The organism is Bradyrhizobium sp. F1.4.3, from assembly GCF_040548375.1.
In the GTDB taxonomy this organism is placed as follows: Bacteria; Pseudomonadota; Alphaproteobacteria; order Rhizobiales; family Xanthobacteraceae; genus Bradyrhizobium.
This window is the reverse complement of record NZ_JBEPRN010000022.1, coordinates 51,410-63,876: the sequence shown is the minus strand read 5'-3', so window position 1 is coordinate 63,876 and position 12,467 is coordinate 51,410. Positions and strand designations below refer to the sequence as shown.

At 65.2% G+C, this 12,467-nt stretch carries 10 protein-coding genes; 4 read left to right on the top strand and 6 right to left on the bottom strand.

Annotated elements, in window-relative coordinates; genetic code table 11:
* Positions 1 to 63 precede the first annotated feature (63 nt).
* Both ccmB and ccmA read right to left on the bottom strand, forming a co-directional pair.
* Positions 64 to 732 (bottom strand): heme exporter protein CcmB, encoded by a 669-nt coding sequence (gene ccmB / locus ABIB73_RS33850; protein WP_354231345.1) that lies wholly within the window; start codon positions 730 to 732, stop codon positions 64 to 66.
* 172 nt (positions 733 to 904) lie between these two features.
* The gene (gene ccmA, locus ABIB73_RS33845) at positions 905 to 1,507 is read right to left on the bottom strand and encodes a heme ABC exporter ATP-binding protein CcmA (RefSeq protein ID WP_354231465.1); all 603 of its coding nucleotides are present in this window, start codon (positions 1,505 to 1,507) and stop codon (positions 905 to 907) included.
* 267 nt (positions 1,508 to 1,774) lie between these two features.
* Between ccmA and acnA the strand changes: the two genes are divergently transcribed.
* The 3 genes from acnA to ABIB73_RS33830 all read left to right on the top strand — a co-directional run bounded on the left by acnA (position 1,775) and on the right by ABIB73_RS33830 (position 6,455).
* On the top strand, positions 1,775 to 4,495 hold the full coding sequence (acnA, locus tag ABIB73_RS33840) for an aconitate hydratase AcnA (protein ID WP_354231344.1): 2,721 nt from the start codon (positions 1,775 to 1,777) through the stop codon (positions 4,493 to 4,495).
* Between the two features lie 218 nt (positions 4,496 to 4,713).
* Positions 4,714 to 5,493 (top strand): DUF1223 domain-containing protein, encoded by a 780-nt coding sequence (locus ABIB73_RS33835; RefSeq protein ID WP_354231342.1) that lies wholly within the window; start codon positions 4,714 to 4,716, stop codon positions 5,491 to 5,493.
* 590 nt (positions 5,494 to 6,083) lie between these two features.
* The gene (locus ABIB73_RS33830; RefSeq protein ID WP_354231340.1) at positions 6,084 to 6,455 is read left to right on the top strand and encodes a DUF2794 domain-containing protein; all 372 of its coding nucleotides are present in this window, start codon (positions 6,084 to 6,086) and stop codon (positions 6,453 to 6,455) included.
* 130 nt (positions 6,456 to 6,585) lie between these two features.
* On the opposite strand, the gene ABIB73_RS33825 is transcribed toward ABIB73_RS33830, so the two are convergent.
* The 4 genes from ABIB73_RS33825 to ABIB73_RS33810 all read right to left on the bottom strand — a co-directional run bounded on the left by ABIB73_RS33825 (position 6,586) and on the right by ABIB73_RS33810 (position 11,676).
* A complete protein-coding gene (locus tag ABIB73_RS33825) occupies positions 6,586 to 7,116 on the bottom strand; it encodes a GNAT family N-acetyltransferase (RefSeq protein WP_354231338.1) in 531 nt (176 codons plus the stop codon).
* A 207-nt stretch (positions 7,117 to 7,323) separates the two neighbouring features.
* The gene (locus ABIB73_RS33820) at positions 7,324 to 8,115 is read right to left on the bottom strand and encodes a Bax inhibitor-1/YccA family protein (RefSeq protein WP_354231336.1); all 792 of its coding nucleotides are present in this window, start codon (positions 8,113 to 8,115) and stop codon (positions 7,324 to 7,326) included.
* A gap of 271 nt (positions 8,116 to 8,386) precedes the next feature.
* A complete protein-coding gene (locus tag ABIB73_RS33815) occupies positions 8,387 to 10,957 on the bottom strand; it encodes an ABC transporter permease (RefSeq protein ID WP_354231334.1) in 2,571 nt (856 codons plus the stop codon).
* Complete coding sequence (locus tag ABIB73_RS33810; RefSeq protein WP_354231332.1) at positions 10,954 to 11,676, bottom strand: ABC transporter ATP-binding protein; 723 nt, start codon at positions 11,674 to 11,676, stop codon at positions 10,954 to 10,956. The genes ABIB73_RS33815 and ABIB73_RS33810 overlap by 4 nt, the downstream gene beginning before the upstream one ends.
* Before the next feature lie 55 nt (positions 11,677 to 11,731).
* Between ABIB73_RS33810 and ABIB73_RS33805 the strand changes: the two genes are divergently transcribed.
* Positions 11,732 to 12,376: an arylesterase gene (locus ABIB73_RS33805; protein WP_354231330.1), complete on the top strand. Its 645-nt coding sequence runs from the start codon at positions 11,732 to 11,734 to the stop codon at positions 12,374 to 12,376.
* The last annotated feature ends 91 nt before the right edge of the window (positions 12,377 to 12,467 follow it).

The following is a 12,467-nucleotide window of genomic DNA, read 5'->3' as shown; positions in this document are numbered from 1 at the left end:
TCACCGGTGACTGCTCACGCAATCAGCATGCAAGCGCGCAGCGAAAGTTGATCGGGGTCAAGGTCAGTCCAGTCCATGCTTCAGGCTCGCCGCCGCCGCGAAAGGGCCGATTACGAGGCTGACCAGCGACAGCGCGCAGAGGATCGAGAACGGCGCGCCGAATGACAATGGCCCGGTGATCGCGGCTTGCGAGGCCGCAACCCCGAAGATCAGCACCGGGATCGACAGCGGCAGCACCAGCACCGCCATCAGCAGCCCGCCGCGATGCAGGGTCACGGCGAGCGCGGCGCCGATCATGCCGGTAAACGTCAGCGCCGGAGTGCCGGCCAGCAGCGTCAGCGCCACCGCGCCGGTCGCGACCATGTCGAGGTTGAGCAGCAGGCCCAACACGGGGGTTGCGACAATCAGCGGCAGGCCGGCCGCCAGCCAATGCGCCAGCGCCTTGGCGGCGCAGGCGAGTTCCAGCGGTGTCCGGCTCATCGTGATGAGGTCGAGCGAGCCGTCCTCATGGTCGGCCATGAACATCCGGTCGAGCGTCAGCAGGCTGGCGAGCAGCGCGCCCAGCCACAGGATCGCCGGCCCCAGCCGCGACAGCAGCGCCAGGTCCGGTCCGACCGCGAACGGCATCAGCACCACCACGGTCAGGAAGAACAGCACGCCAATGAGCGCCCCGCCGCCGACGCGGAGCGCGATCCGGATGTCCCGGCGGATGAGAGCGAAAAGGGCGGTCATGGGGCGGCCCCGATGCAGGCGGGGACCATGTTCGCCAGCCCCAGGCACACTGCGCTCCCTCCTCCCTTGCCCTCCCCCGCATCCGCCTTCGCTAAGGCTTCGGCGGACAAGAGGGGGGAGGGAACGGAGAGGGCGGAATCTAGCCGCTTGGAAAACTGAGGGTCGGGCCGCCTCATGTCGCGCCCCCGATCCGCAGCTCCCGCGCCTCGACCCCCAGCGGGGCGTGGGTGGCGGCGATGATCAGGCCGCCGCGGCCGAGATGGTCGCGCATCAGGCCGCCGAACATGTCCTGGCCGGACGCGTCCAGTGCCGTGGTCGGCTCGTCCAGCAGCCAGACCGGGCGGCGGACGGTGAGCAGCCGAGCCAGCGAGAGCCGGCGGCGCTGGCCGGCGGACAGGAACGCGGCAGGCAGATCGCTGGCGTGGTCGAGGCCGACGGCAGTGAGGCTTTCGGCCGCGTCAATATGCTCGCCACCCAGGAAATCAGCCCAGAATGACAGATTTTCGGTCACGCTCAGCGCTGGTTTGAGGGCATCGCGGTGGCCGAGATAGTGGCACTGCTCCGGCAACGTTAGCTCGGAATCGCCCCCGTCCAGGGCGATCATGCCGCCAGCCGGAATGAGCAGGCCCGCGATCAGCCGCAACAGCGAGGTCTTGCCCGACCCGTTGGGACCCACGACCGCCAACGCCTCGCCGGAGGCTGCTTCGAAATCGAGGCCGGCAAACACCTCGCGGCCGCCCCGCACGCAGACGAGCCCGCTGCCGGAGAGCCGCATCTCGCCGCCTGTCGAAGCCCTCAACGGAGCCCCCAGAGAGGCCCAAGAGAAAACCCTAAGAAAATCTTGGGGTAGCGCATCAGAATTTTTGGCTCGCGAATTGCTGCGGTACGTTTGTGGCTGTGGCGGCGCGGTTAGAAAGCTTCTATAAGCCCGGAACTACTTGATGCAGCAACTCAACCTGCCCCTGCAAGCGACCCAGCCGGATTCGCTGACGGTGTTAAAATACCCCTTGCCGGGTATAACTAACAATTGGGATTTCCTAGCATGACCTCGCTCGACAGCTTCAAATGCAAAAAGACCCTCAAGGTCGGCGCCAAGACCTATGTCTATTACAGCCTGCCCACGGCCGAGAAGAATGGTCTGAAGGGAATTTCGAAACTTCCCTATTCGATGAAGGTCCTGCTCGAGAATCTTCTCCGCAACGAGGACGGCCGCTCGGTCAAGAAGGAAGACATCGTCGCGGTGTCGAAATGGCTGCGCAAGAAGTCGCTGGAGCATGAGATCGCGTTCCGCCCCGCCCGCGTGCTGATGCAGGATTTCACCGGCGTGCCGGCGGTGGTCGACCTCGCCGCAATGCGTAACGCCATGCAGAAGCTCGGCGGCGATGCCGAGAAGATCAACCCGCTGGTTCCGGTCGATCTCGTCATCGACCACTCCGTGATCGTGAACTTCTTCGGCGACAACAAGGCCTTCGCCAAGAACGTCACCGAGGAATACAAGCAGAACCAGGAGCGCTACGAGTTCCTGAAGTGGGGCCAGGCGGCGTTCTCGAACTTCTCCGTGGTGCCGCCCGGCACCGGCATCTGCCACCAGGTCAATCTCGAATATCTCTCGCAGACGGTCTGGACCAAGAAGGAGAAGATGACGGTCGGCAAGAAGACCGGCACCTTCGAGGTCGCCTATCCGGACTCGCTGGTCGGCACCGACTCCCACACCACCATGGTCAACGGTCTCGCCGTGCTCGGCTGGGGCGTCGGCGGCATCGAGGCGGAAGCCTGCATGCTCGGCCAGCCGCTGTCGATGCTGCTGCCCAACGTCGTCGGCTTCAAGCTGAAGGGCGCGATGAAGGAAGGCGTCACCGCGACCGACCTCGTGCTGACCGTGACGCAGATGCTGCGCAAGCTCGGCGTGGTCGGCAAGTTCGTCGAGTTCTTCGGCCCCGGCCTCGACCACCTCTCGGTCGCCGACAAGGCGACCATCGCCAACATGGCGCCCGAATATGGCGCGACCTGCGGTTTCTTCCCGGTCGACGCTGCCGCGATCGATTATCTGAAGACGTCGGGCCGTGCGGCGCCGCGCGTCGCGCTGGTGCAGGCCTATGCCAAGGCGCAGGGCCTGTTCCGCACCGCCAAGTCGGCGGATCCGGTGTTCACTGAGACCCTCACGCTCGACCTCGGCGACGTCGTGCCCTCGATGGCCGGCCCGAAGCGTCCCGAAGGCCGCATCGCGCTGCCCTCGGTCGCTGAAGGCTTTTCGCTTGCGCTCAGCACCGAGTACAAGAAGGCCGAAGAGCCGGCGAAGCGCTTTGCCGTCGACGGCAAGAATTATGACCTCGGCCATGGCGACGTCGTCATCGCCGCCATCACCTCCTGCACCAACACCTCGAACCCGAGCGTGCTGATCGGCGCCGGCCTCCTTGCGCGCAACGCCGCCGCAAAGGGCCTCAAGGCAAAACCGTGGGTGAAGACCTCGCTCGCTCCGGGCAGCCAGGTGGTCGCGGCCTATCTCGCCGATTCCGGTCTCCAAACCGATCTCGACAAGGTCGGCTTCAACCTGGTGGGCTTCGGCTGCACCACCTGCATCGGCAATTCCGGTCCGCTGCCGGAGGAGATCTCGAAGTCGATCAACGACAACGGTATCGTCGCGGCCGCCGTGCTCTCCGGCAACCGCAACTTCGAAGGTCGTGTCTCGCCGGACGTGCAGGCGAATTATCTGGCTTCGCCGCCGCTGGTCGTCGCCCACGCGCTCGCCGGCAGCGTGACCAAAAATCTCGCCGTCGAGCCGCTCGGCGAAGGCAAGGACGGCAAGCCGGTGTACCTCAAGGACATCTGGCCGACCACGAAGGAGATCAACGCCTTCATGAAGAAGTTCGTGACCGCGTCGATCTTCAAGAAGAAGTATGCCGACGTGTTCAAGGGCGACACCAACTGGCGCAAGATCAAGACCGTCGAGAGCGAGACCTATCGCTGGAACATGAGTTCGACCTACGTGCAGAACCCGCCCTATTTCGACGGCATGAAGAAGGAGCCGGAGCCGGTCACCGACATCGTCGAGGCGCGCATCCTCGCGATGTTCGGCGACAAGATCACCACCGACCACATCTCGCCGGCCGGCTCGATCAAGCTTACCTCGCCTGCGGGCAAGTATCTGAGCGAGCACCAGGTGCGTCCCGCCGACTTCAACCAGTACGGCACGCGCCGCGGCAACCATGAAGTGATGATGCGGGGCACCTTCGCCAACATCCGCATCAAGAACTTCATGCTGAAGGGTGCGGACGGCAACATTCCCGAAGGCGGTCTTACCAAGCACTGGCCCGACGGCGAGCAGATGTCGATCTACGATGCCGCGATGAAGTACCAGCACGAGGAAGTGCCGCTGGTCGTGTTCGCCGGTGCCGAATACGGCAACGGCTCCTCGCGCGACTGGGCTGCGAAGGGCACGCGTCTGCTCGGCGTGCGCGCCGTGATCTGCCAGAGCTTCGAGCGCATCCACCGCTCCAACCTGGTCGGCATGGGCGTGCTGCCGCTGACTTTCGAGGACGGCACCTCCTGGTCGTCGCTCGGCCTGAAGGGCGACGAGAAGGTCACGCTGCGCGGCCTCGTCGGCGATCTGAAGCCGCGTCAGAAGCTGACCGCGGAGATCGTCTCCGGCGACGGTTCGTTGCAGCGCGTTTCGCTGCTTTGCCGCATCGATACGCTGGACGAGCTCGATTACTACCGCAACGGCGGCATCCTGCACTATGTGCTGCGCAAACTCGCTGCCTAAGCGCGGATTTGTGAACGGTGGCTCACCGCTAAGTGAGTAGAAGGTTAAATGAAGGCGGCCTATCACAAGGCCGCTTTCACGCGTTACGGCACGCTTCAGATGGGCCCGCCCGGCGGAAAACTTCGCATCGGACGGTTGGACGTGCCGTGCCCGTAAGACTACGGTGACCATCAGGCGATAGGATCTTCCCCCACGAGTACCAGGGTGTGACGTTCGAGATGACTGGAATGATGGCTTCTCATTTGGTTTCGCGGTGGTCCGGGGCACTCTGGTCGGGAGCACTCGGCATCTGCGCAATCGTCGCGGTCATCCGTCCCGCCGAGGCCGATCCCCGCGCCGTGGTCGAGCTCTTCACCTCGCAGGGCTGCTCGTCCTGCCCGCCCGCCGACAAGGTCATCGGCGATCTCGCCAACGATCCCTCGATCATCGCACTGAGCATGCCGATCGACTATTGGGACTATCTCGGCTGGAAGGACACGCTGGCGGATTCGCGCTTCTCGGCTCGGCAGCGCGCCTATTCGCGCATGCGCGGTGACCGCGAGGTCTATACGCCGCAGGTCGTGGTCAATGGCGCCGCGCATGTCATCGGCAGCGACCGCGCCGGCATCGAAAGCGCGATCGGCAAGACCGACAAGGGCGCCGGCGTGATGAGCGTGCCGGTGACGATGTCACTCGCGGGCAAGCAGATCAACGTGTCGGTCGCCGCGAGCAAGGAGCCGGCGATCTCGCATGGCGAGGTCTGGATCTGCTCGATCGCAAAATCGGTGCCGATCGAGATCAGCCGCGGCGAAAATCGCGGACAGCAGATCACCTATCACAACGTCGTTCGCAACCTGCTCAAGGTCGGTGACTGGAGCGGACATCAGGAAAGCTGGACGGTGCCGATCGAGAACCTCACATCGCGCGATGGCGTCGACGGCGCGGTGGTCTATGTCCAGGATGGCAGCCGCGAGAAACCGGGCCCGATGCTGGGCGCGGCGTACACGTCGCTGCACTGAAGCGCGCTTAGATTCTCTGATCTCCGGGGACCACTCTCAATCCTCATGGCGAGGAGCGCGCTCTTGCGCGTCTCGAACCACGCAGGCCCGGCTGAAGCAGCTCGGCCTCGATCCTTCGAGACGCCGCTTACGCGGCTCCTCAGGATGAGGGGAGAGAGTGCGCGGTGACGGAAGAGCGCGGCGGCAGGCACATCCCCACACAAACAAAAAAGGACCAACTCGCGTTGGCCCTCCTTGTCGTGCGCACAGACCCGATCCCGACGACCCCGGGGGGCTGGGGGCTGAGGAATCCGGAACCGAAAGGACCGGGTCAACGCACACAGCTCTTTTCGCAGTGCAGGGCGGCAGTCGCTAGGCGGAAAAGCGGCGATACTATGATTCCTGCTAACGATCCCGTGACGGTTTGCCGCTGAGAAGTTCCACCGTTGCGTGTGTCATGATTCGCGACCGATTTGGCGCGTTGAGCCGGAGCCCCTTCAAGAGCCTCTTGCAGTGGCGAACGGTTGGCGCAATCATGCAATTGTCATGATCCGCGGTTCCGGGAACGGTCCTCGCGGGCGCGACCATGCTGATGCGACAGGAGGCGTTCCATGAGTCTGACGTCGGAGGATGCCGATCCGAGCGAGCAGCGCGCAGTGGCGCGCCCCGCCGCTGCGAATGTCCAACCGAACCGGGTGGTGTTCAATCGGCTCGAACTGAACCGCATCCTCAACCTCTACGGCCGCATGGTCGCCGACGGCGAGTGGCGCGACTATGCCATCGACTTCCTGAAAGACCGCGCGGTGTTCTCGGTCTTTCGCCGTGCCTCCGAAGTGCCGATCTATCGCATCGAGAAAGATCCGCGGCTCGCGCGCAAGCAGGGCATGTACAGCGTGATCTCGGCGACCGGCCTGATCCTGCGTCGCGGCCACGAGCTCGAGCGCGTGCTCCTGGTGATCGACCGCAAGCTGGCGGTGGTGTAGCCATCTCTTCTCGTCATTCCGGGGCGCGACGAAGTCGCGAGCCCGGAATCCATAACCACCAGTCGGGGGTATGAATTCCGGGCCTGCGCCTTGCGGCGCATCCCGTAATGACGGTGGGTATGAGACAGGACTAAGGCGCCGGCACGCTCGTGCTGCCCTCGCCGAGGTCGCGCTGCATCATCACCGTGTCGAGCCAGCGGCCGAATTTCAGTCCGACATTCGGATGCGTGCCGATCATCGTGAAGCCGCCCTTGGTGTGCACGCCGATCGAGCCGGCATTGGCGGAATCGCCGATGACGGCAATCATCTGGCGAAAGCCGCGCGCCTCGCATTCGGTGATCAGCCGCGCCAGCAGCAACAGCCCGATGCCGCGGCGGTGGAAGGATGGATCGAGATAGATCGAGTTCTCCACCGTGAAGCGATAGGCCGGCCGCGGCCGGTAGGCGCCGGCATAGGCATAGCCTGCGACACGCCGATCGAGGATGGCGACGAAATAGGGGTAGCCGCCGTCGACCAGCGCGCGATAGCGCCGCGTCATCTCGGCGAGATCGGGCGGCTCCAGCTCGAACGTCGCGGTGCCCTCGCGGACGGCCTGCTGGTAGATGGCGGTAATGGCGGGGAGGTCGGCCTCGGTGGCGGGCCTGATTTCTGGTGCAGACATGCGGAGAAGATAGCAAAGGCGCCGCCACGAGCAACGCTGTTTCCGCATACGTCATGGCCGGGCTTGTCCCGGCCATCCACGTTCTTTCGTGATTGCGGTTGCCAAGTTCGTGGGTGCCCGGGACAAGCCCGGGCATGGCGGAGAGTTACGCAAACAAAAACCCCGGCCTTTCGGCCGGGGTTCGCATCCGTTCTCTCGTCGTAACGCTTAGTCGCGCTGGCCGAGGAGCTGCAACAGCAGCGTGAACAGGTTGATGAAGTTCAAATAAAGCGACAGCGCACCGGTGATCGCCGCACGCTCTGCGATGTCACCGCCGGCCGAGGCGTAGCCGTAGATGTAGTCGTTCTTCAGCCGCTGGGTGTCCCAGGCGGTGAGGCCCGCGAACACCAGCACGCCGACCACCGACACGATGAACTGCAACGCCGTGCTGGCCAGGAACAGGTTGACCAGGCTTGCGATGATGATGCCGATCAGGCCCATGAACAGGAACGATCCCATCCCGCTCATGTCACGCTTGGTGGTGTAGCCGTAGAGGCTTAGCGCGCCGAAGGTCGCCGCGGTGATGAAGAACACCCGCACGATCGAGGTGTGCGTGAACACCAGGAAGATCGAGGACAGCGAGACGCCCATCAGCGCCGCGAACACCCAGAACAGGATCTGGGCGGTCGAGGGGGCGAGACGGTTGATGCCTGCCGAGATCACGAACACCATGGCGAGCGGGGCCAGCATGAACAGCCATTTCAGCGGGCTCACGAACATCGCGTAGCCGAACGGCGTCAGGAACAGCTTGCCGACGCGGACGGCTTCCGGCGTCGGAATATCCGTCACGGCAGCCATGTAGACGCCGAGCGCGGCCAGGCCGGTGATGGCGAGGCCGATGCTCATGTAATTGTAGATGCGCAGCATGTAAGCGCGCAGGCCGGCGTCGACCGTCGCGGCGTCAACACGCCCGGCGGCCCTGCCGAAAGGAGAAGCGTAGTTACGGTCTAGGTCCGACATGGTCGAATTCCCGTTGGTTGCCCGGTCCGGCACGAGGGTTGCCATGCCGCCGGTTCGTCAAATTCTATCTCGGATACCGATGTCTGCCGACATTAAATTTGGCTAACAATCGGGGCTCCGAACCCGTCCGATATGTGGGAAACTAACACATTCGCTGCAACCGTCCACGCGCGGCTGAATGTCGCCCTCCGCTCACAATCCTGACGGGCGGAGGTGGTTAACCGCGGGAATCGGGCGATTCCGCTCCCGCGCGACCACCCGCTACCTTTTGTCACAAATTACGCAACACCGTGGCGGGCTTTTTGTTCAGCGCCAGCAGGGTGCCGGCGAGCCCGAGCCCGACGGTGACGACCAGGGCGGCCGCGACCACGCCGGCCGCGCTGCCGGCCTGCCAGACGAAGCTCAGCGTCATCAGCCGCGTCACAATCATCCAGGCCGCGATACTGCCGGCGAAAACGCCGAACACCGCGGTGGCGAGCCCGATCAGGAGATACTCGAGCGCATAGGCGCCGAGCAGCCGCAGCCGCGTCGCGCCCAGCGTCTTCAGGATCACGGCATCATAGACCCGGTGACGATGGCCGGCAGCGAGCGCGCCGCCCAGCACCAGGATCGCCGAGATCAGGGTCACGGCGCTGGCGCCGCGGATCGCGAGCGCCAGATTGGTCACGACCGAGCCGACCGTCTCCATCACCTCGCGCACGCGCACGCTCGTCACCATGGGATAGGCGTCCGCGACCTGCTTGATGATCCTGCCGTCGCTGCCTGCGTCGCCGCCGGCCTCCGTCAGCGTCGCGATGTGGGTATGCGGCGCGCCCTTGAAGGCGTTCGGCGAGAACACGAGGACGAAATTGATGCCGAGCCCCTGCCAGTCGATGGTGCGCAGATTGCCGATTCTGGCCGGGATGTCGCGGCCGAGCACGTTGACCACGATCTCGTCGCCGAGCCTGAGGCCGAGCCCGTCGGCGATCTTCTTCTCCATCGAGACCAGCGGCGGGCCGGAATAGTCGGCGCCCCACCACTCGCCCTCGACCACCTTGGAGCCTTTCGGCAGTTCGCCGGTATAGGTCAGGCCGCGGTCGCTTTGCAGCACCCATTCGGAATCGGTCGTGGGCTTGAGGTCCTCGGCGCGGACACCACGCGCGGCCACGATGCGCCCGCGCAGCATCGGCACGTCCTCGACCTTCGCATCCGGAACGATCTGGTGGAGATAGCCGTCGAACTGCACCGCCTGTGTGCTCGGAATGTCGATGAAGTAGAACGACGGCGCGCGATCTGGCAGCGCGGCGAGAAATTGCCGGCGCAGATTGCCGTCGATCTGGGTGATGGTGACGAGCACGGCGAGCCCGAGACCGAGCGACAGCACGACGGACGGCGTCAGTGCGCCCGGGCGGTGGATGTTGGCGATCGCAAGCCGCAGCATCGGCAGCCGCGTGCGCGGCAGCCGCCGCGCGATCGCCATCAATAGCGCGGCGACACCGCGGAGCAGCGCGAACACGATGACGGAGGAGAGCACGAACACCGCGGCGATGCGCTTGTCGAAGGACAGTCCGATTACGACGGCGACGAGCAGGGCGACGACGACGCCCATGAAGGCGAGATAGCGCCAGCGCGGCCGGTGCCATTCGTTGCTGATGGTGTCGCGGAACAGCGCCGCGACGGGCACGTCGTGGACGCGCCCGAGCGGCCACAGGCCGAAGGCGAGCGCGGTCAGGAGGCCGTAGACGAAGGACAGCGCGAGCTCGTCGGCATGCACGGCCGGCACCACCGGCAGCGGCAGGAGCTTGCCGAACAGGCCGACGATGGCAAACGGCATCGCGGCACCGAGCGCAAGCCCGATCACCGAGCCGATTCCCGCGAGCAGGATGACCTGCGCGAGATAGATGCCGAACACGTCGCGCCCCGTGGCGCCGACGGCCTTGAAGGCCGCGATCACCTCGAGCCGGCGGTCGATATGGCTCTTCACGGCGTTGGCGACGCCGACGCCGCCGACCAGCAGCGCGGCGAGGCCGACCAGGGTCAGGAATTGCGTGAAGCGGCTGATATTGCGCTCGAGCTGCGGCGAGGCATTGGAGCGGCTGCGGACCTCCCAGCCGGCCTGTGGCGCGGCGTTGCGGGCGTCCGCGATGAAGGCGTCAGTGGCGCGGTCGCTGTTGGCCGCATCCGGTAGCTTCACCCGGTAGACCCAGCGCACCAGGCTACCGGGCTGGATCAGGCCGGTGGCGCGCAGGCCGGCCTCGCTGATCAGGAAGCGCGGACCGAAGCCGATGCCGCCGGCAAGCTTGTCGGGTTCGGCCTCGACGGTGCTGCGGATCTGGAACGTCGCGGAGCCAATGGTGACGCGGTCGCCGGTCTTGAGCGAAAGCCGCGCCAGCAGTGTCGGATCGGCGGCGGCGCCGAACGCGCCGTCGCGCTCGACGAGTAGATCGGACAGCGGCATTGGCGGCGCCAGCGTCAATTGCCCGAGCATCGGATAGGTGTCGTCGACCGCCTTCATCTCGACCAGCGCCAGCTGGCCCTCGGCCGAGCGCGCCATGCCGCGCAAGGTGGCGGCAATGGAGACGGTGCCGCGCGAACGCAGGAAGGCGACCTCTTCCGGCTTGGCCTCGCGCTGGAACAGCACGAACGAAACGTCGCCGCCGAGCAGCGTGCGGCCTTCGCGGGCGAGGCCGTCGCTCAGGCTCGCCGAGACCGAGCCGACGCCGGCGATCGCCATCACGCCAAGCGCGATACAGGCGATGAAGACGTAGAAGCCGCGCAGGCCCCCGCGCAATTCGCGCAGCGCGTAGCGCAGCGACAGCGCGACACCATTGGGCCGCGCGAACGGTTCGACGGCTGCGCTCATGCTGGCGTCGTCTGCGTGTCGATGCGGCCCGAGCGCAGGCGGATCACGCGATCGCAGCGATGCGCGAGCGAAGAATCGTGCGTCACCAGCACCAGCGTCATGCCGCGCTCGGCATGCTTGCCGAACAGCAGATCGACGATCTGCTTTCCGGTCGCCTCGTCGAGATTGCCGGTCGGCTCGTCGGCGACGAGGATCGTGGGATCGGGCGCCAGCGCACGGGCGAGCGCGACGCGCTGCTGCTCGCCGCCGGAAAGCTGTGTCGGATAATGATGCAGGCGATCGCCGAGCCCGACCGATTGCAGCTCCTGCGTCGCGCGCTTCGCGGCATCGGGATTGCCGGCGAGCTCGAGCGGCACGGCGACATTCTCCAGCGCCGTCATGGTCGGGATCAGGTGAAAGGACTGGAAGACGATGCCGACCTGGCGGCCGCGGAAGCGGGCCAGCGCATCCTCGTCGAGGGCATTGAAAGGCGTGCCGTCGACCACCACCTCTCCGCTATCAGGACGCTCCAACCCCGCCATCACCATCAGCAGCGTGGATTTGCCCGAGCCTGACGGACCGATCAGGCCGATCGTCTCGCTACGGCCGACCCGCAGGCTGATATCCTTGAGGATGTGAACGCGTGCCGCCCCCGTACCCAATGAGAGATTGACGTTGGAGATGGCGATGGTGTCCGCCGAGCTGTCGGCGAGCGAAGAGGATTCGATGCGACTGTCCATGGTCCGGTCATATGGCAACTCCGATAGCGCGGTCGAGAGGCGTTACGGATTGTTCATGCACATAGCCGTGTTGATGTTCGCTTTGATGACGGTCGTGAATGCGGCATCCGCCCAGGCGCAACCGGCGGCGAAGCCGATCAAGCTCGTCGTCCTCGGCGATTCCCTGAGTGCCGGCCTCGGCCTCCCGGCCCAGGAGGCATTCCCCGCGAAACTCCAAAAATCCTTGCAGGCCAAAGGCATAGCCGTCGATATGATCAACGCGGGGGTGTCCGGCGACACCGCCTCCGGCGGGCGCGACCGGCTCGACTGGTCGGTGCCGGAGGGAACCGAGGGGGTCATCGTCGAGCTTGGCGCCAACGACGCGCTGCGCGGCATCGATCCCGACTTGACGCGTACAGCGCTGACCGACATCGTCGCGCAGCTGAAGGCGCGCAGGATTTCGGTCATGCTGAGCGGCATGGTGGCCCCGCCGAACTATGGCGCCGACTATGCCGCGCGCTTCAATTCGATTTATCCGGATCTCGCGAAAAAATTCGACGTGCCGCTCTATCCGTTCTTCCTCGACGGTGTCGCGGCCGACGCCAAGCTCAACCAAGCCGACGGCATTCATCCGACCGCGGCCGGCGTCGACATCATCGTCAACAACATGATGCCCACGGTGGAGGCATTCCTGCGCACGATCGGCGAGCAACGCCGTTGAAAAGCAGGCAATGCTAACCCTAACAACCAGGGTTTTCCCGGGGTAGCGTGGCCCACTCTTCGCAGAGTCACACAACTGCGATAGGAATCAG

Bases quoted from the DNA above. Each gene is read 5' to 3' on its own strand.
- ccmB (WP_354231345.1), bottom strand. From the start codon at position 732: ATGACCGCCCTTTTCGCTCTCATCCGCCGGGACATCCGGATCGCGCTC.
- ccmA (WP_354231465.1), bottom strand. From the start codon at position 1,507: ATGCGGCTCTCCGGCAGCGGGCTCGTCTGCGTGCGGGGCGGCCGCGAG.
- acnA (WP_354231344.1), top strand. From the start codon at position 1,775: ATGACCTCGCTCGACAGCTTCAAATGCAAAAAGACCCTCAAGGTCGGC.
- ABIB73_RS33835 (WP_354231342.1), top strand. From the start codon at position 4,714: ATGACTGGAATGATGGCTTCTCATTTGGTTTCGCGGTGGTCCGGGGCA.
- ABIB73_RS33830 (WP_354231340.1), top strand. From the start codon at position 6,084: ATGAGTCTGACGTCGGAGGATGCCGATCCGAGCGAGCAGCGCGCAGTG.
- ABIB73_RS33825 (WP_354231338.1), bottom strand. From the start codon at position 7,116: ATGTCTGCACCAGAAATCAGGCCCGCCACCGAGGCCGACCTCCCCGCC.
- ABIB73_RS33820 (WP_354231336.1), bottom strand. From the start codon at position 8,115: ATGTCGGACCTAGACCGTAACTACGCTTCTCCTTTCGGCAGGGCCGCC.
- ABIB73_RS33815 (WP_354231334.1), bottom strand. From the start codon at position 10,957: ATGAGCGCAGCCGTCGAACCGTTCGCGCGGCCCAATGGTGTCGCGCTG.
- ABIB73_RS33810 (WP_354231332.1), bottom strand. From the start codon at position 11,676: ATGGACAGTCGCATCGAATCCTCTTCGCTCGCCGACAGCTCGGCGGAC.
- ABIB73_RS33805 (WP_354231330.1), top strand. From the start codon at position 11,732: ATGCACATAGCCGTGTTGATGTTCGCTTTGATGACGGTCGTGAATGCG.